Below are 17,882 nucleotides of genomic sequence, written 5' to 3' on the forward strand. Positions count from 1 at the left end.
GCCCACCCTGCACCGGGAGGTCCCATGCTGAGAGCTGCTCTTCTCGCGTCCCTGATGATGTCGGCAGTCGTCGTGGCGATGCCGTCCGAGCCGATGGCCGCCGCGCCGAAGACGAGTCACCCCGTCGTCGACTGCGACAACTACTGCGACAACCGCGACCCCGCCCTGCCACCCAGTGCACAACGCTCGGCCTACCGGCCCGGCACCAGCACAGCTCCGCCGACCGGTGGACCGCCGTCCACGGGAAACGCGGCACCGGCCGCGGCTGCTGTCATTTGCAACAAGTACTGCGACATCCGTGATCCCGCCCTCGCGCCCGCGGACCGGCTGGCCCAGACCGTTCCCGTCGACGGACGTCGGATCTCCCTGCACTTCGACGACACGGACGCGATGGGCTGGGCGGAGATCTCCGTCGCCAGGCAGGGCGACGAGGTGTGGCTGGACCGGTCCTTCGACGCCGGCGTCAGCTGGGGCTCCGGTTCCAGGCTCGGTGACACCACGGTCCCACCGGGTTTCGGCGTCTGGCGCACCATGATGTTCAACGTGGACGACTGGGCCAACCTCGGCGTCGGCCTGCTGCGAGCCTGTGGACGGCCTGCTGGTTCGCCCACGATCGCGTGCACCAGCTGGTATCGCACGACCTGGAACGCCGGTGAGCGTCGAACGGCCGCGGCGACCGCGTTGATGGAGCGCTACAACCTCGGCAACGGCCTGTTCGACACCACCGGCTGGTGGAACTCCGCCAACGCGCTCACCGCGATCATCGACAACATCCGGGTCACCGGCATGAACAGCTACCGCTACGCCATCGCCCGCACCTACGACCTCAACCTCCAGGCCTGGCAGGGCAACTTCATCAACGACTACAACGACGACATCGCCTGGTGGGGCCTGGCGTGGCTGGCCGCCTACGACCTGACCGGAGACAGCCGATACCTGAACACCGCCAGGATCGGCGCGGACCACATCTTCCGGTACTGGGACTCGGTCTGCGGCGGCGGCGTGTGGTGGAGCTCGAGCAGGAACTACAAGAACGCGATCACCAACTCGCTGTACGTCCAGCTCAACGCCGCACTGCACAACAGGATCCCCGGCGACACCGCATACCTGCAGCGCGCCAGGACCGGCTGGACCTGGTTCCTCAACAGCAAAATGATCAACAGCGCCAACCTGGTCAACGACGGACTGACCACAGCCACCTGCGCCAACAACAACCTGACGCCGTGGAGCTACAACCAGGGCGTTCCGCTGGCCGCGCTGACCGAGCTGTACCGGGCCACCGGAGACACGAGCCTGCTCGCCAAGGCACGCACCCTCGCCGACGCCTCGACCCGCAGCACCTTCCTCAACCCCGGCGGCATCCTGTTCGACAACGGCGGTGGCGGGGACGTCCCGTCCTTCAAGGGAATCTACGTCCGAGGCCTCGCCGCGCTGAACCGTGCACTGGCGGATCGCCCTTACACCACCTATCTACGCCACCAGGCAGACACCGCCCATGCGCGGGACCGCTCCAGCGCCGACTCGTACGACCAGCCGTGGGCGGGCCCGTTCCAGCGCAGTGACGCCGCCCGGCAACACAGCGCGCTGGACCTCATGAACGCCGCCGGCTGACCGACGGTCGCAGCCCGCAGGAGTGACAACGGGTGTTGATCGTCGCCGGCAGGGTATTCGGTCCTGTATCCACCCGAAAGGACTGTTCGATGACCACTGTCTCCCGCACGTTCACCGTCACCGCTGCTCCGGCCGTCGTCGTGCCGTACCTGGCCGACTTCGGCAACGCCGTGCAGTGGGACCCCGGCACCGAGCGCTGCACCCGCAACGACAGCGGTCCCGTCCAGGTCGGCTCGAACTGGCACAACACGTCGAAGATCGCGGGCGTCACCACCGAGCTGACCTACACGCTCGAACAGCTTGCCGACGACCGCGTGGTCCTGGTGGGACGCAACGACACCGCGACCTCCACCGAGACCATCGACGTCAGCCCTGACGGCACGGGGTCGCGGGTCACCTACACCAACGATCTCGAGTTCCACGGGGCGGCCACACTGGCCACGCCGATCGCCAAGGTGGTGTTCGAGAAGCTCGGCAACGACACGGAGAAGCAGCTGACCGAGGTCCTCAACGGGTTGGCGCGCTGATACGCGTGGTCATGGGAAACCATCGGAAACGTCCGCAGAGGGACAAGCACGTGACGCTCTTGGCGATGGTCCTCAGCGCATCACCACAGCCTTGATCTCACCGTGTCACCTGGGCCGCAGTTCGACCCGGTAGCGGTGGTGGTAGTGCCGGCCGGTGAGCCAGAGCTCCCCGGTCGTGTCCTGCACCGCCGCGATGCCCCCGATCACCTGGTCGCGGCCGGTCGGCAGCTCGGCGACGGTGACGGCGGTGAGGTCGGCGTCCGCGGTGACGGCGCCGGAGGCGAGGTCCACGCGGATCATCCAGTCCGTGCCGGTGACGGCCGCCCACACGTGCGGGGGGCCGTCACCGGTCACGCAGTGAAGCTCACCGAGACGGGCGGTGGACCACTCGCGTGCGCCGACTCGCAACTCGCGGACCAGCGCGGCGGTGTCGCGGTCGCGCAGCAGCAGCCTGGCGGCGCCGTCGGACTGCACGAGGTGTGTTCCGTCGTAACATAGACCCCAGCTCTCGCCGGTGATCGTGGTGCGGCGTCGTTCCGCCAACGACCGCGGGTCGAGCACCACCGCCGCTTCGGTGCCGGCGTGCCACAGTCCGGCCGGTGTCAGTGCGGTCGCGTTGCCCGGGGGCACTGTCCGCTGGGCTTGGACGACACCGGTGGAGGGCGTGACCGCGCGGATCGTCGGGCCCGTGTTCTCCACCAGGAGATCTCCGACCAGTTCCAGACCTCGTGCGTCGGCTCGGTCGGTGGGGACGCGCGCGAGGACCTGGGCGCGGAAGTGCCGTGTGGGGAGGCGCAGGGCGGCCGGTGCGGGAACGGCCGTGGTGGCCGGTGCCGGGCCGGGGTGGGCGACGTCGCCAGGAGCCGAACAGGCGGTGAGGGTCAGCAGCGCTGCTGACAGCGGACAGAGAACTCTGTTGACGCGCAACGTTTTCACCGCACTGATCGTCGTGACGGTCCGGCAGGGGCGCTTCCACCCTCGGAGGTGAGGCAGCTCGGCACGTTCATCCGCGAGGGGTGAGGCCGCGTTAGGAGGCGTGCGGCCAGGCTGGACGGACATTCCACTTTGGAGGATGCCGTGACCGATGTGACAGTGCCGCCGGGACGACTGCAGGCGAGGCTCGCCCTGCTGGCGGCGGGAGCGGCCGTGGTGGTCGTACCGGTGGCAGCCGGTGTGCGTGCCGGTGCCGGACTGGTTCTGGTCGGTGCGGCGGGGACGGCGATCGCAGTGGCGGGCGCCTGGTGGTTCCTCGCGCACCGCGGTCTCCTGCGGTGGCTCGCCGGGATGCTGGTGTTGCTCGCGCCGCTGACCGTGGCCGTCCTGTACGTGCAGGCACGCCTGGCCTGGGTCGTCGTGGTGTGCGCCCTGCTGTGGTCGGTCGCGCTGGCCTGTGGCCGGCGCGCACTCACGGCGGGTGCCGGGAGACGCCGTCCGGCCGAGTTCGAGGTACCGCCGCCGTTGCGGCCGTACCTGATCATGAACCCCAGGTCGGGTGGCGGGAAGGTCGGGAAGTTCGGGCTCGCGGAACGTGCCCGCGCGCTCGGTGCGGAGGTCTGCGTCCTGGACAGGTCGCAGGACGTCGCCGACCTCGCCCGGCGGGCCGTCGACGACGGAGCCGATCTGCTCGGTGTGGCCGGGGGTGACGGCACCCAGGCGCTCGTGGCCGGTGTCGCGGCGGAACGCGGGGTGCCCTTCGTGGTCGTCTCGGCGGGCACCCGCAACCACTTCGCGCTCGACCTCGGCCTGGACCGGGACGACCCCCGCCGCTGCCTCGACGCGCTCACCGACGGCGTCGAGGTGCGGGTCGACCTCTGCACGGCCGGAGACCGCGTCTTCGTCAACAACGCGTCGTTCGGCGCCTACGCCGAGGTGGTGAGCAGTCCGTCCTATCGCGACGGCAAGACGCGGACCACGCTGGACCTGTTGCCCGGTCTGCTGGTCGGGCCGCGAGCGGCGGCGCTGTGCCTGCGGTCGGGCCGGGAGTGGCGGGCCGGGGCGCAGGCGGTGCTGGTCAGCAACAACCCGTACGGGTCGGGCGACCTGGCGGGGCTGGGGCGCAGGCAGCGGCTGGACGGCGGCGTGCTGGGCGTGCTCGCGGTGACGGTCCGCAACGCGGCGGACGCCGCCGGCCTGCTGCGCGGCCGACGGCGGTCGGACGCCGTGTTCCTGCAGACCGCCACGGAGGTCGTCGTCACGGCGGACACGTTGTCGTTGCCGGTCGGTGTCGACGGTGAGGCGGTCACGATGCCGGCTCCCGTGCGGTGTGCGGTCAGGCCGGGAGCGCTGCGCGTGCGGGTGCCGCGCCACCGGCCCGGAGTGCGGCCGCCCCGGCCCGAGGTGAGCTGGAGGCGGCTCCGTGCCCTGGCCCTGTCCTAGCGGCGGCCCTGTCCTAGCGTCGCCGGCCTATTCTGCGTGACCTGAACATCCCGGGAGCTGTGCTTCTCCGCCGCACCACACGTCGTGCGGTGCGGTGGGCCACGCGGCGTGATCCGAACATGTCCGCCTCCTCATGACTTCGAGTCTGCTGTCTCCAGCTCGTGCAGTTCCTGGGCCTCTCGCGCGTTCACCAGACCGAGCGCGACCAGGTCCAGTGGACTGATGAAACCGTCCGAGACGCGGTAACCCCGGGCACGGGCAACGGCGTCGCGCAGTGGCACGGCCCAGTGGTGCTCGACGAGCAACAAGGCCGCCGCGCTGTCGTCGGGAATCTCGGCGAGCACGTCCCACGCGTCCGCGTCGCTGAACGGGTGGACTCCTCCCTTCTCCGCCGCCGACTCGGCTCCCCTGGCCGCGCCGGCCCGCGCGCCCTCCTCCCCCGCGGCACCGAGGCCGATCAGCGCACCGATCTTGCTGCCCAGCTCTACCGCCTCTCCCGGCGAGTGGGTGCTCAGGTGCTCCACCGCGATGGCGCCCTTCGGGTCCTTGTGGACGGCGAGAGCGTCGATCACGCGAATCGTGTCGGTCTTGCGCAGCCTCTCCAGTTCGGCGATCACCTCACCGCGGAAGTCCGGGTGGGTGAAGCCGAGCACGATCAGTTGAACCGGCCCGATGGCCATACGTTTCCTCCTTGGCTCGATCAGTCGTCCCATCGTCACGGCGCACGGATCCCGCTCACCTCATCCGCTTCGGGTGGAACGCCAGGCGAGGGCGGTCACCAGCAGCTCGTAGACCGCCAGCAGCACCACGATCGCCAGCAGGGCTGTCCACGACGAGATCAGCAGTGCGAGCACCACTGCCACGGCGACACCGCCCACGCGCACGGGGTCGAGGTGCCGAGCGGTCCAGTTCGGGCCGTGCGCGGCAAGTGACCGCCCGCCCGTCACGGCACCGCGGCGGAGCGCACGCCAGACCGCGACCGTCCGGCCGCGCAGCCACACCGGTCCGCGGCCCGGACCGAGCAGGTACATCAGCAGGGCGAGCAGCACACCGGTCCAGATCATCTGCCAGCCGCGCGTGCGCAGCTGGCTGAAGACCGTTGTCACGACGTCCGCGGCGCCATCGCGGTAGAGCCCTTCCGGCACGGTCTGGAGGATCTGCTGACGGACCGCTCGCAACGCCGCGGTGACCGCTACAGCGGCCACGACCAGCCACACGCCGAGCTGCAGCAGCGTGCGCCGACGGCCTGGGGAGACGAGCAGTGCGAGCCCGAGCAGCACGAGAGTGCCGAGCACGAACAGGGCGAGACCGCGCTTGGCCGTCACCACGGCCTGCTGCGCCGCCCACAGCTGCCCGGAGTCGTGGACGGTGAACCGCGCGAAGTTCTCCGGCAGCGTGACCCCGAGCGAGTCCTGCACCCGGACGCGCAGGTCCGCCGGAATCTCCCCGCTGCTCAGGTCCGGCAGCGAGAGCTGCTTGCCGAACAGGGTGGGCAGCTGCGCGCTGAGCGTCCGGAGCACCTCGTTGACCAACGGCAGCAGGTCGACCTCGACGCGGTCGGACTGGACGGCGACGACGTCGCTGTCGCCCTCGACGATGGCGAGCGCGCGGAGGTGGGCGCGGCGGTTGAGCTCGGTCCAGACGCGCTGGAACTGGTCACTGCCCAGCACCTTTGCGGCCGTCGCGCGCACCGGGGCGTGCAGCTGGTTCGCCAGTGGACCGGCGACGAACGCGGCTTCTTCGGGCAGCACCGCGCGCAACCGCTGTTCGACGTCGACGGCCTCGAAGAGCTTGCCCGTCGCGAAGTCCGCCACCGCCGCGGCGACCTCCGGGTCCTTCGGCAGGGGCGCGACCGTCGCGACCCACCGGTCGGTGTCGAACGCGGTGCGAGCGCTCCAGACGCCCACGACGCTCATCACGAGCGCGAACGCCGTCACCGCCACCAGGACTGCGGCGGCGGCCCGGCGCAACACCAGCACCGTCGCCGCGTGCCGCTGCCGCCGGTCGAGCCTCGCCTGCAGCGCCTGGACCTCCGCCCGCAGCCGGGGCAGTTCACCGGAGTCGTTCGTCATCCCGGTCACCGTGCCGCGCTCGCCGTGGTCCGCGGCAGGAAGAAGGCCACCACCATGCCGCCGAGCGCGATCAGCGCCAGCACGACCAGCGCCAGCGCGTACGCGCGTTCGGGTGTACTGGTGATGCCGGCGACGAGGATCGTGCCCGCGATCGCGGCGCCCAACGAGGACCCGAGGTTGGACACGCTGCGGGACAGGCCGGAGATCTCGCCCTGCAGGGCGTCCGGGAAGCTCGACTGCACGACGTTCACCGACGGGGTCAGCATGGCGCCGATGCCGAGCCCGATCAGGAAGAGGCCCGGCAGGAAGGTCCACGCCTGCGGCGAGAGGGCGACCAACCCGAGGAAGAGCGCGATGCCCGTGACCGTGACGGCGAAGCCGGTCAGCACCAGGCTGCGCTGGGCGTGCCGCCGCGCGAGGCGCTCGGCCGACAACGACGCGAGCAGCACGCCCGCCGTCGCCGCCGTGAGGATCAGGCCTGTCTCGATCGCGTTGTAGCCGCGCACGACCTGCAGGTACGCCGAGACCACGAACGAGATGCCCATGAGCACGAGCCACTGCAGGTTCTGCGTGACCAGGCCGAGGTTCGAGGTGCGGCTGCGGAACAACGCGGTCGACAGCAACGGTTCGGCACCCGCGCGTTCCTTGGCGCGCACCGAGTGGAAGAACCACACGAGCGTCACGACCCCGGCGAGGATGAGTCCCGCCATCAGCCAGAGGTTGTCGTCCGCGGCGAGCACGCCCGACACGATCAGCACGAGCCCCGACGACGACAGCACCGCGCCGCGGACGTCGAACGGGCGGGTGGGGTCCGGTGGCAGCGGATCCCTGACGTACCTGCGGCTCAGCACGAGGATCACCACCACGACCAGCGCCTGGAACAGGAAGGCGACCCTCCAGCTGAGTGCCGTCGTGATGAAGCCGCCGATCAACGGCCCGGTGGCGGCGCCGATGCCGGCCATGCCGTTGATCGCGCCGAACGCGCGGGCCCGCGCGGTGACCCCGGCGAACAGCATCGTCGCGAGGATGTAGACGGGCGGGATCAGCAACGCCGTGCCGACTCCCTCGAGGATCGAGTTGCCCAGGATGAGCACGGGCAGGCCGGGTGCGAACGCGCTGAGCACGGCGCCGACGCCGTAGACGGCGAGACCGGCCGTGAGACATCTCTTGCGGCCGTAGCGGTCGGTCAGCTTGCCTCCGGGGATCATCAGCGCCGCCATGACCAGGAGGAAGATCGTGATCGCGAGCTGGACGCCCTGAACGGTGGTGTCCAGGTCCTGACCGATGTCGTTGATCATCACGTTCATGTTGGAGCCGGCGAAGCTGCAGATGAACTGGGCGAGGGCGAGGGGAACGAGCACTCTGCGCAAGGCGTTGGAGTCCACCCACGCAGACTCCAGCGGCCGCGGCCCGGCCGCTTCACGCGCCGCGGATGAGGCACCGCGGCGGCACTCCCCCGCGCCGGGTGGTGTGCGGGCGACCACGACGGTGTTGCGTCGCAGGTGGGCCGGAACCACCGGTTCCGTCGCCTGGAGGATGCGCGATGACCGGTTCAGTGGACGCGAGGATCGCCGCGGGTGTCGCCGCCCGCAGCGCGGTCCCGCTCGACGCCCACGCACAGCCGCCGGCCGACGATGGCCGGCCCGACCCCGTGGAGGTGCTGGCCGCACAGGACGTCACGCGGGTGCCGGAGCTGGTGCCCATCCGGTACGGCCGGATGCTGGCCTCGCCGTTCGCGTTCTTCCGCGGCGCGGCGGCGGTGATGGCGGGCGACCTCGCCTCGACTCCGTGCTCCGGCCTGACCTGCCAGCTCAGCGGGGACGCGCACATCGGCAACTTCGGGGTCTTCGCCTCCCCGGAGCGGCAGCTCGTGTTCGACCTCAACGACTTCGACGAGACGCTGCCCGGCCCGTGGGAGTGGGACGTCAAGCGCCTCGCGGCCAGCCTCGCCGTCGCCGGCCGGCAGAACCGGTTGGGACGCAAGGCACGGGAGAACGTCGTGCGCGCCGCGGCAGGCCGCTACCGGACGGCGATGGCCCGTTTCGCGGAGCAGGGTGATCTCGCGGTGTGGTACGCCCACGCCGGTGCCGACGACGTGAAGAGCCTCCTCAAGGCGCACGCCGACAAGGCCGGACAGCACCGCTTCGCGCGCCAGCAGGCGAAGGCCCGTGCGCGGGACAGCCTGCAGGCCTACCGCAAACTGACCTCCGTCGTCGGCGGGCGTCGCCGCATCAACGCCGATCCGCCGCTGCTCGTGCCGGTCGGCCACCTGCTGCCCGACACGGAGCGGGAGGACCTGGAGTTCCTCGTGCAGGACCTGCTCGCGGGCTACGCCGACTCCCTGTCCGCCGATCGGCGGCACCTGCTGGGCGGGTTCCGGTTCGTCGACATGGCGCGCAAGGTCGTCGGTGTCGGCAGCGTCGGCACGCGGTGCTGGATCGTGCTGCTGCACGGGCGTGACGAGGACGATCCGTTGCTGCTCCAGGTGAAGGAGGCGTCGCGATCGGTCCTCGCGGACCACCTGCCCGGCCGGCCGCGCGCACGCCACGGCAGCGAGGGCGAGCGCGTCGTGGCCGGGCAACGGCTCATGCAGGCGGCCGGTGACATCTTCCTCGGCTGGGAGACCGCTGAGGGCATCGACGGACTCACCAGGGACTTCTACGTCCGGCAGCTGCGCGACTGGAAGGGCTCGGCCTCGATCGAGACGATGGACGAGGCCGGCCTTCGACTGTACGGCGCGCTGTGCGGGTGGACGCTGGCCAGAGCACACGCGCGCACCGGCGACCGGATCGCGATGGCCGCGTATCTCGCCGACGGCAAGGCTTTCGACGTCGCGGTCGCCGAGTTCGCCGAGAGCTACGCGAACCGCAACGAGCAGGACTACAGGCTCTTGGCGGAGGCGGCACGGACCGGCCGTGTCCCCGTCCGGAGTGGACTGTGACGACTCGAGCGAGGAGACCAAGCATGTGCCGATGGCTCGCGTACTCCGGTTCCCCCGTGCTGCTGGAAGAGCTCCTCTACGTCCCGGTGAACTCGCTGGTCACCCAGAGCAGGCACTCCCGGCTGGGAGTGGAGACCACGAACGGCGACGGCTTCGGCGTCGGCTGGTACGCGAACGCGCCGGGGCCGGGCCTGTTCCTCAGCACGGAACCCGCGTGGAACGACCGCAACCTGCGTGAGCTGGCGGCGCAGACCGCGGCCGGTGTCGTCTTCGCGCACGTCCGCGCGTCCACCGGCACGGCCGTCCAGCAGACCAACTGCCATCCGTTCCGGCACGGTCGCCGGTTGTGGATGCACAACGGGCTCATCGCCGCGTTCCCCCTGGTGCGCCGCGAGCTCGCGATGGCGGTCGACCCGTCGCTCTACCCCGAGATCGAGGGCTCGACCGACTCGGAGGTCCTCTTCTTCCTCGCGCTGACCTTCGGCCTGGAGCAGGACCCGCCCACCGCCGTCGCCCGCACCGTCGGGTTCGTCGAGGCGATCAGCGCGAAGCACGGTGTGGCGCACCCGGTCCAGATGACGGTCGCCACGACCGACGGGGAGACCACGTGGGCCTTCCGCTACTCCAGCGAAGGCCGCTCGCGCAGCCTGTTCCACAGCACCGACATCACCACCTTGCGGCACCAGTACCCGGACAACCCGACGCTGCACTCGCTCTCCCCCGACACCCGGCTCGTGGTGTCGGAGCCGCTGGGAGACCTGCACGGCGCGTGGCGCGAGGTGCCCGAGTCGACCTGTCTCGTCACGCGGGGCGGCGTCGAGGAGCTCCGCCCGTTCCGGCCCCGCCGGTGATCGCACCGGCTTCGCCCGCCCGGGGTGATGCGGCGAGCAGGGCCCGCCCGGAGTGTTGTGCCGCACGTCCGAGGTCGAAGTGGAGGAACCACGATGATGGAACCCGCCGCACCAGTGGTGGCCGGTGTCGACGGCTCGTCGTCCGCGCTCGGCGCGGTCATGTGGGCCGCTGACGAGTGCGCCCGGCGCGCCACCCCGCTGCGGCTGGTGCACGCCTTCTCGTTGCCCGCGCAAGGGCAGCTCCCGTCGACGGGGACGGGTGACGACGCCCGGTGTGCTGCCGAGGAGCGCGCCAGGGCGTGCCTGGGCGAGGCCGTCGTGGCCGCCCGCGCCGTGGGAGCGGACGTGGAGATCTCGGCGGTGCCGCTGTCCGGTGGCGCGACGAGCCTGCTGATCGAGGAGTCCCGGCACGCGCGGTTGCTGGTGCTCGGGGCACAGGGCATCGGCAACGTCCGCGGCCTGCTGGTCGGGTCGACGGCGGCCGCGCTCGCCTCGCACGGGGACAGCCCGCTGGTGATCGTGCGGGGCCTCGCGGCGACCGACGGCCCGATCGTGGTGGGGCACGACGGTTCCGAGGCGAGCGAGGCCGCGCTCGCGTTCGCCTTCGAGGCCGCGTCACTGCGCCGCGCCCGGCTCACGGTGATCCTGTGCCAGCCGGGCTTCACCGTGGAAAGCGCTTATCGCACGGCACGGTTCGCCGCGGCCAGGGACGCGGCGGAGATCGACTGCCGCGAGGTGCTCGCCCGCTGGCAGGCCCGGTACCCGGACGTGCGGGTGGAACGCGCGGGGCCGCGGGACCGTCCGGTGCGGGCGCTCATGCGGTACGGCGCCGAGGCACAGCTCCTGGTGGTGGGCAGTCACGGGCGCGGCGGGTTCGACGGCATGTTGCTCGGCTCGACGAGTCAGGCGCTCGTCTCCCACGCGCCGTGTCCGCTGGTGATCGTGACCTCCGAGAGCCGGCGCGGTGCCGTCCAGGTCTGCCGGGAACGCGTCACCGGGTGACCGGGTGGGTCAGCCCGGGACCGCCCGTCCGGCCGGCCGCGAGCCAGTCCACCGTGCTCTCGCGGGCGGCGTCGATCAGCTCGCGGGACCGGCTGAAGTCCGCGGGTGAGACGGTCAACGGGCACAACGGCGGCACCACGCGGAGGTCGACGTCGTCCCGGTAGCGTTCGACGTCCAGCGCGAGCCGGTGGTTCACCAGCAACGTCAACGCGTGCAGTGCCATCGCCAGCGCGCTGCGCGGCGGCCGTTCGAGGTCGCACGCGTAGCCGGTCGGCAACACCCACACCCGGTCGGCGCCCAGCGCCACCGCGTGCGACACGGGGTTGTTGTTCACCGCGCCGCCGTCCATCAGGTACCTGCCCGCGACCGGGACAGGAGGGAATACCGCCGGAATCGCGGTGCTCGCCATCAGGGCGTCCACCGCGTCGCCGTCGGACAGCAGCACCTCCTCTCCGGACAACACGTCCGTCGCGCCGACGTGCGCGGGCACCGGCGTGTTCCCGAGCGTGGTGCCGGAGAGGTAGGTCCGCAGCAGGCGCCGCAGCGCCGTGCTGGGCACGAGGTGGTCGCTCAGCCCGAAGACACCGAGGAGGCCGCGCACCGGCCGGATCGGGAAGACGTCGTTGCGGGACAACGACGTCCACAGATCCGTGAGGGCGGCAACCCCCTCGGAGCCCGGGTGGGCCGCGTGCCACACACCGTTGACCGCGCCAACCGATGTTCCGACGACCAAGTCGGGCTGGATGCCCTCGCCGACGAGCGCCGCGAGCATGCCCACCTCGACCGCGCCCAGACTTCCGCCGCCGGCGAACACGAACGCGGTCTTCATCGAGCCATTGTGCCGCCGGGTGTTCCTGCCCGCGAGGGGCCGATCTCGCCTCCCCCGCCGAACCACCCGCGCCGGGTGACCCGCCGCGCGCCACCCGCCACCAGCCTGGCGATCACCTGGTGTGCCGAGCGAAAGGCGGGACGACGTGGCCGGTGCGGAGAAGGAGAGGCTGCGAGAGACGGACGAGTGGCGGCGCTGGGGGCCGTACCTGGCCGAACGGCAATGGGGCACGGTGCGGGAGGCGTCGAACGGTGGTGACGCGTGGACGTCGTTCACCCACGACCAGGCGCACCACCGCGCCTACCGCTGGGGCGAGGACGGTCTCGCGGGCTTCTGCGACGACCGGCAGCGCATGTGCCTGGCGCCCGCCCTGTGGAACGGAACCGACCCGATGCTCAAGGAACGGCTGTTCGGCCTGACCAACGGCGAGGGCAACCACGGCGAGGACGTCAAGGAGTGCTACTTCTACCTCGACGCCACGCCCACCTCGTCGTACCAGCGGATGCTCTACAAGTACCCGCAGCGGGCCTTCCCCTACGAGGACCTGGTCACCACCAACGGACAACGCGGGCGCGACGAACCGGAGTACGAGCTCCTCGACACCGGCGTCTTCGACGACGACCGCTACTTCGACGTGGTCGTGGAGTACGCCAAGGCGGCACCCGACGACGTCCTGATGCGGGTCACCGCGCACAACCGCGGACCGGACGAGGCCACGCTGCACCTGTTGCCGACACTGTGGTTCCGGCACACGTGGTCGTGGGCGGGCGGCGCCGAACCCTCCCTGCACGCGCTGGGCACGGGCGCGGTGCGGGCCTCGCACCCCGACCTCGGGGTCTGGTGGTGGTACGTCGAGCAGCAGGTACCGGTGCTGGTGACCGGGAACGAGACGGACGACGAACGGGTGTTCGGCGTTCCCAACACGACCCCGTACGTCAAGGACGGCGTCGAACGCGCTGTGCTGCACGGAGATCTCACCGCGCTCGCTCCCGACGGCGTGGGCACCAAAGCCGCCGCCCACCACGTCCTCACGATCGCCCCGGGCGGCAGAGAGACCGTCCGGGTCCGCCTCACCGCTGCCGCCGCGGACGAGCCGTTCGACCGGTTCGACGCCATCATCTCCACCCGCCGCGAGGAGGCCGACGACTTCTACGACGAGGTGCTGGGCGGCGATCCGGCGAGCGACGAACGGCTCGTGTGCCGGCAGGCGCTGGCCGGGCTGCTGTGGTCGCGGCAGTACTACGGGCTCGACGTCGAACGCTGGCTCACCGAACGCGGCGCGGACCCGCTCGGTGCGCCGACCGGTCTGTCCAACGAGGACTGGCGGCACCTCGTGGCCGGGGACGTCGTCGTCATGCCGGACAAGTGGGAGTACCCGTGGTTCGCCGCGTGGGACCTCGCGTTCCACGCCGTGCCGCTCGCGGTGGTGGACCCGGCGGCCGCCAAACAGCAGGTGGAGCTGCTGCTCGGGCGACGCTACCTGCACCCGGACGGCCAGCTTCCCGCCTACGAGTGGAACTTCTCCGACGTCAACCCGCCGGTGCACGCCTGGGCGGCCTGGTTCGTCTACCAGTACGACCGCGACACCACCGGGACCGGTGACCGGGCGTTCCTCGAGCGCGTGTTCGCGCCGCTGCTGCGCAACTTCGGCTGGTGGCTCAACCGCAAGGACGCGAACGGCCGCAACCTGTTCCAGGGCGGTTTCCTCGGGCTGGACAACATCGGTGTGTTCGACCGCAGCGCGCCCCTGCCGACCGGTGGGCGGATCGACCAGGCGGACGGCACCGCGTGGATGGCGCTGTTCTGCCAGAACCTCCTGCAGATCGCGCTCGAGCTGGGCCACGACGACGAGGTCTACCTGGAGCACGCCGCGACGTTGCTGGAGAACCTCGCGTGGATCGCGGCGGCGACCGGCCACGTCGGCAACGGGCTGTGGGACGAGGAGGACGGCTTCTTCCACGACGTCCTGCGGCGTCCGGACGGAACGTCGACGCCGTTGCGGGTCCGGTCGGCCGTCGGGCTGATCCCGCTCGCCGCGGCGACCGTGGTCGGGGCCGGACTGCGGCGGGACCACCCCGGACTCGTCGACGGGATGCGGGAGTTCCTCGACCGGCATCCTGCGGTGCGGGCCGCGCTGTGGGGCCACGGCGCGCAGACCGACGACACCGGGCCGGTGCTGTTCGCGTTGTTCGACGAGAGCCGCCTGCGCCGCATCCTCGCCAAGGTGCTCGACGAACGCGAGTTCCTGGGGCCGCACGGGATCCGGTCGCTGTCGAAGTGGCACGCCGAGCACCCGTACGTGCTGACGGTGGACGGCGTCGAGCACCGGGTCGGGTACCAGCCCGCGGAGTCGGACAGCGCCATGTTCGGCGGCAACTCCAACTGGCGCGGCCCGGTGTGGTTCCCGATCAACGCGATGCTCGTCCGTGCGCTGCTGCACCTGCACACCTACTACGGCGACGGGTTCACCGTCGAATGCCCGACCGGATCCGGGCGGCACCTCACGCTCGAGGAGGTGGCGCGCGAGATCGGCGACCGGCTGCTCGCGACCTTCCTGCGCGACCGGGACGGTCACCGTCCGGTCCATGGTGGACAGACGAGGTACCGGGACGACCCGCACTGGCGGGACCTGCCCCTGTTCTACGAGTACTTCCACGGCGACAACGGCGCGGGCATCGGCGCGAGCCACCAGACCGGCTGGACGGCGCTCGTGGCGCTGCTGACCCGGCTGCCCGCGAGGGAGGGCGTGCGATGAGCGGATGGCCGGAGCGGCCCGTCGTCCACGAGATCAACACCGCGGTGTGGCTGGGCGAGCTCTCGCGTGCCGCCGGGCGTCCCGTCACGCTCGCCGACGTGCCCGCCGCCGCCTGGCAGGCCGTGACACCGGCCGGTGTCGACGCGGTGTGGCTCATGGGCGTCTGGGAACGCAGCCTGACCGGGCTGGCGCTCGCGAACGCGCGGAGCGGGATGCGGGCAACGTTCCACGCCGCGCTGCCGGACCTGCGCCCGCAGGACGTGAGCGGGTCGCCCTACTGCGTGCGGAGCTACGTGGTGGCGGAGGAGTTCGGCGGCGACGAGGCGCTCGCGACGGCACGGGCGGAGCTCGCGTCGCGCGGGGTGCGCCTGGTGCTCGACCACGTGCCGAACCACGTGGCACCGGACCACCCGTGGGTGACCGAGCACCCGGAGCTCCTCATCCGCGGCGACGTGGACGACTACGCGGACAACCCCCAGAACTGGCTCGCGATCGGAGAACACGTCTTCGCGCGCGGCAGGGACCCGTACTTCCCGCCGTGGCCGGACGTCGTGCAGCTCGACGCCTTCTCCCCCGCGCTGCGCCGCGCGACGACGAGGACGCTCGCCGGCATCGCGGCGCGGTGCGACGGCATCCGGTGCGACATGGCGATGCTGATGACCAACGACGTCTTCGCGCGCACCTGGGGCCGCGAGGCGCCGGAGCGGGAGTTCTGGCCCGAGGTCATCGCCGGCCTGCGCGAGCGGCATCCGGACACCGTGCTGATCGCCGAGGCGTACTGGGACACGGAATGGACGTTGCAGCAGCAGGGTTTCGCCTTCTGCTACGACAAGCGCCTCTACGACCGGCTCGTCTCCCGGGACGTCGAAGGGGTGCGCGCGCACCTGTGTGCCGATCCCGGCTACCAGGCAGGGCTGGTGCGGTTCCTGGAGAACCAGGACGAACCGCGGCTCGCGGCCACACTTCCGGCGGACGCCGCCAGGGCGGCCGCCGTCGTCATCGCCACGCTGCCCGGCGCGACGCTGTGGCACGAGGGCCAGTTCGAGGGCAGGACGGTCCGGCCGCCGGTGTTCCTCAACCGCCGCCCGGACGAGCCGCCCGACCGCGACCTCGCCGCCTGGTACCGGCACCTGCTCGCGACCGTGCGGGACCACCGGCTCCGGTGCGGCGAGTGGTTCCTGCTCGGCAGCGAGGGTTGGCCGGACAACCAGTCGCACCGCTCGTTGCTCGCGTGGGAGTGGATCGAGATCGGCGGATCCCGGCACGTCGTGGTGGTCAACTTCTCCGACTCACCGGCACAGGCCCGGATCCCGCCCGACTGGGAGCCGCGGACCTGGCGGTTCACGGACGTGCTCGGCGGTGAGGTCTTCGACCGCGACCTCACCGCCGAGGGACTCTTCGTGTCACTGGGCCCGTGGGGTTTCCACGTGTTGTCGGTGGCCTGATCGGGCCCGCGCGCGGAGCAGGGCGGCTGCCCAGCCCGCGCGCGGGTCCGCGTCCACCAGCACCACCTTCACCAGCACGGTGAGCGGCACCGCCAGCAACGCGCCGAGCGGGCCGAGCACCCACGCCCAGAACGCCAGCGACAGGAACGTCGTGGTCGTCGACAGCCCCGCGGCGTCCCCGGTGTAGCGCGGCTGCACCAGCGACTGCACCACGAAGTTCAGCACCCCGTACACGGCCAGCACCGCCAGCGCGCGGCGCGGACCGTGCTGCAGCAGGGCCAGCGCGGCGGGCGGCAGCACCCCGAGCACGAAGCCGACGGTGGGCACGTAGTTGGTGACGAACGACAGCACGCCCCACAGCAGGGCGAGCGGGACGCCCAGCAACACCAGCGCCACCGTGTCCAGCACCGCCACCACCGCACCGAACGCCGTGGTCACCAGCAGGTAGCGCCGGGTGCGGCGGGCGAACTCCCGCAGTGCCGCGGACAGGTGCGGCCGCTGGTCCGCGATCTCCGCCAGCCTGCTGTCGGCCCAGTGCACCTCGACGCCGAGGAACAGCAGCAACGCCAGCAGGAACACCAGGCTCGTGGTGAGCCCGGTCAGGTCGGAGAGCAGTCCGGTGAGCGAGGTGAGCACCTTGCCCCGGTCCAGCCCCGCGAGCAGGTGCTCCGCCTGCTGCACCAGGTGGTGGGCCGCGTACTCGGGCAGCATCCCGGCCAGGCGCACGCCGGACACCACGACCGTCACCGCGATCGCGGCCAGCACCGCGTACACCAGCACCACGACCGCCGTCGTCGCGAGCCACGACGGCGCGCCGCGGCCGCGCAACCACCGGTGCGCGGGGCTGATCGCGATCACGATCAGCCCCGCCAGCACGGTGGGCGCCACCAGCCACGCGATCGCCTTCACCCCGGCGACCACGACCACCGCCGACGCGGCGCCGAGCAGAATCGTCAATGCTCGTGGCATCAACGAGATGACGACTCGAGCGTTGCCGCCGCCTCGTTGCCGTGCACCACGACGGCCCAGATCACCACCACGCACAGGGTGATGACGATCGTGGACCACAGCGGGTGCACCGAGACGAACGCGAGTTGTGCCACCGCGTTCACCACCGCGAGCACCACCGTGACCACCCTGGCCCACGCCGCTCCGGAGAGCAGCGCGGCGCCCGCGAGCGCCACCAGCACACCGAGCAGCAGGGTGATCCAGCCCCAGGTGGTGAGGTCGAAGACGATCACCTGCTCGCCGTTGGCGACGTAGTACTCGCCGCGGAACAACCCGACGAGCCCCTCGATGGCGTTGAACGCCCCCATGACGATCATCATGATGCCCGCGAACCAGATCCAGCCGAGCCAGCCTGTGTCCTGCATCGTGCCTCCGTTGTGTCGCGAAGCGTTGGTCGGGCCAACCGTGCCCCGCCGCCGGCACGTGGATCTTCACCCGCCGCGTGTGAGTGCCGGGGCACGTGTC

15 protein-coding genes are annotated in these 17,882 nt (G+C 71.4%); 8 read left to right on the forward strand and 7 right to left on the reverse strand.

Annotation, left to right across the window (positions count from 1 at the left end):
- Positions 1-24: 24 nt before the first annotated feature.
- Both ACWF7A_RS06580 and ACWF7A_RS06585 read left to right on the forward strand, forming a co-directional pair.
- A complete protein-coding gene (locus ACWF7A_RS06580; protein ID WP_452249414.1) occupies positions 25-1,611 on the forward strand; it encodes a glycoside hydrolase family 76 protein in 1,587 nt (528 codons plus the stop codon).
- A gap of 89 nt (positions 1,612-1,700) precedes the next feature.
- On the forward strand, positions 1,701-2,138 hold the full coding sequence (locus tag ACWF7A_RS06585) for an SRPBCC family protein (RefSeq protein WP_452249415.1): 438 nt from the start codon (positions 1,701-1,703) through the stop codon (positions 2,136-2,138).
- 105 nt (positions 2,139-2,243) lie between these two features.
- Here ACWF7A_RS06585 and ACWF7A_RS06590 read toward each other — a convergent pair whose 3' ends face one another.
- Entirely contained in the window at positions 2,244-3,074 is an 831-nt protein-coding gene (locus ACWF7A_RS06590) for a glutaminyl-peptide cyclotransferase (protein ID WP_452249416.1), read from the reverse strand.
- A gap of 141 nt (positions 3,075-3,215) precedes the next feature.
- Here ACWF7A_RS06590 and ACWF7A_RS06595 point away from each other — a divergent pair, with 141 nt between their 5' ends.
- Positions 3,216-4,514: a diacylglycerol/lipid kinase family protein gene (locus tag ACWF7A_RS06595; protein WP_452249417.1), complete on the forward strand. Its 1,299-nt coding sequence runs from the start codon at positions 3,216-3,218 to the stop codon at positions 4,512-4,514.
- 131 nt (positions 4,515-4,645) lie between these two features.
- Here ACWF7A_RS06595 and ACWF7A_RS06600 read toward each other — a convergent pair whose 3' ends face one another.
- From ACWF7A_RS06600 to ACWF7A_RS06610, 3 genes are read right to left on the reverse strand one after another with little or no spacing between them, the layout of a single operon-like run.
- Positions 4,646-5,194 (reverse strand): hypothetical protein, encoded by a 549-nt coding sequence (locus ACWF7A_RS06600; protein ID WP_452249418.1) that lies wholly within the window; start codon positions 5,192-5,194, stop codon positions 4,646-4,648.
- 60 nt (positions 5,195-5,254) lie between these two features.
- Positions 5,255-6,586 (reverse strand): hypothetical protein, encoded by a 1,332-nt coding sequence (locus ACWF7A_RS06605; RefSeq protein WP_452249419.1) that lies wholly within the window; start codon positions 6,584-6,586, stop codon positions 5,255-5,257.
- Positions 6,587-6,591: 5 nt separating this feature from the next.
- A complete protein-coding gene (locus ACWF7A_RS06610) occupies positions 6,592-7,971 on the reverse strand; it encodes an MFS transporter (RefSeq protein WP_452249420.1) in 1,380 nt (459 codons plus the stop codon).
- 158 nt (positions 7,972-8,129) lie between these two features.
- Between ACWF7A_RS06610 and ACWF7A_RS06615 the strand changes: the two genes are divergently transcribed.
- From ACWF7A_RS06615 to ACWF7A_RS06625, 3 genes are all read left to right on the forward strand, one after another.
- Complete coding sequence (locus ACWF7A_RS06615) at positions 8,130-9,527, forward strand: DUF2252 domain-containing protein (RefSeq protein WP_452249421.1); 1,398 nt, start codon at positions 8,130-8,132, stop codon at positions 9,525-9,527.
- A gap of 23 nt (positions 9,528-9,550) precedes the next feature.
- Positions 9,551-10,378 (forward strand): class II glutamine amidotransferase, encoded by an 828-nt coding sequence (locus ACWF7A_RS06620; RefSeq protein WP_452249422.1) that lies wholly within the window; start codon positions 9,551-9,553, stop codon positions 10,376-10,378.
- A 93-nt stretch (positions 10,379-10,471) separates the two neighbouring features.
- Positions 10,472-11,380 carry a universal stress protein gene (locus ACWF7A_RS06625; RefSeq protein WP_452249423.1) on the forward strand — a complete coding sequence of 303 codons (909 nt, stop codon included), beginning with the start codon at positions 10,472-10,474 and terminating at the stop codon, positions 11,378-11,380.
- Here the strand turns inward: ACWF7A_RS06625 and ACWF7A_RS06630 are convergent.
- A complete protein-coding gene (locus tag ACWF7A_RS06630) occupies positions 11,370-12,209 on the reverse strand; it encodes a patatin-like phospholipase family protein (protein ID WP_452249424.1) in 840 nt (279 codons plus the stop codon). The genes ACWF7A_RS06625 and ACWF7A_RS06630 overlap by 11 nt on opposite strands.
- Before the next feature lie 145 nt (positions 12,210-12,354).
- On the opposite strand from ACWF7A_RS06630, the gene ACWF7A_RS06635 reads away from it, so the two are divergent.
- Positions 12,355-14,964, forward strand: coding sequence for an MGH1-like glycoside hydrolase domain-containing protein (locus tag ACWF7A_RS06635; protein WP_452249425.1), 2,610 nt, complete (start codon positions 12,355-12,357; stop codon positions 14,962-14,964).
- Positions 14,961-16,409: an alpha-amylase family glycosyl hydrolase gene (locus ACWF7A_RS06640; RefSeq protein ID WP_452249426.1), complete on the forward strand. Its 1,449-nt coding sequence runs from the start codon at positions 14,961-14,963 to the stop codon at positions 16,407-16,409. The genes ACWF7A_RS06635 and ACWF7A_RS06640 overlap by 4 nt, the downstream gene beginning before the upstream one ends.
- Here ACWF7A_RS06640 and ACWF7A_RS06645 read toward each other — a convergent pair.
- Both ACWF7A_RS06645 and ACWF7A_RS06650 read right to left on the reverse strand, forming a co-directional pair.
- Positions 16,368-17,378 carry an AI-2E family transporter gene (locus ACWF7A_RS06645; protein ID WP_452249427.1) on the reverse strand — a complete coding sequence of 337 codons (1,011 nt, stop codon included), beginning with the start codon at positions 17,376-17,378 and terminating at the stop codon, positions 16,368-16,370. The two genes, ACWF7A_RS06640 and ACWF7A_RS06645, sit on opposite strands and share 42 nt — an antisense overlap.
- Positions 17,378-17,782: a DUF7144 family membrane protein gene (locus ACWF7A_RS06650; protein ID WP_452249428.1), complete on the reverse strand. Its 405-nt coding sequence runs from the start codon at positions 17,780-17,782 to the stop codon at positions 17,378-17,380. The genes ACWF7A_RS06645 and ACWF7A_RS06650 overlap by 1 nt, the downstream gene beginning before the upstream one ends.
- Positions 17,783-17,882: the final 100 nt, after the last annotated feature.

The sequence above is a fragment of the Lentzea sp. NPDC055074 genome (assembly GCF_053608005.1).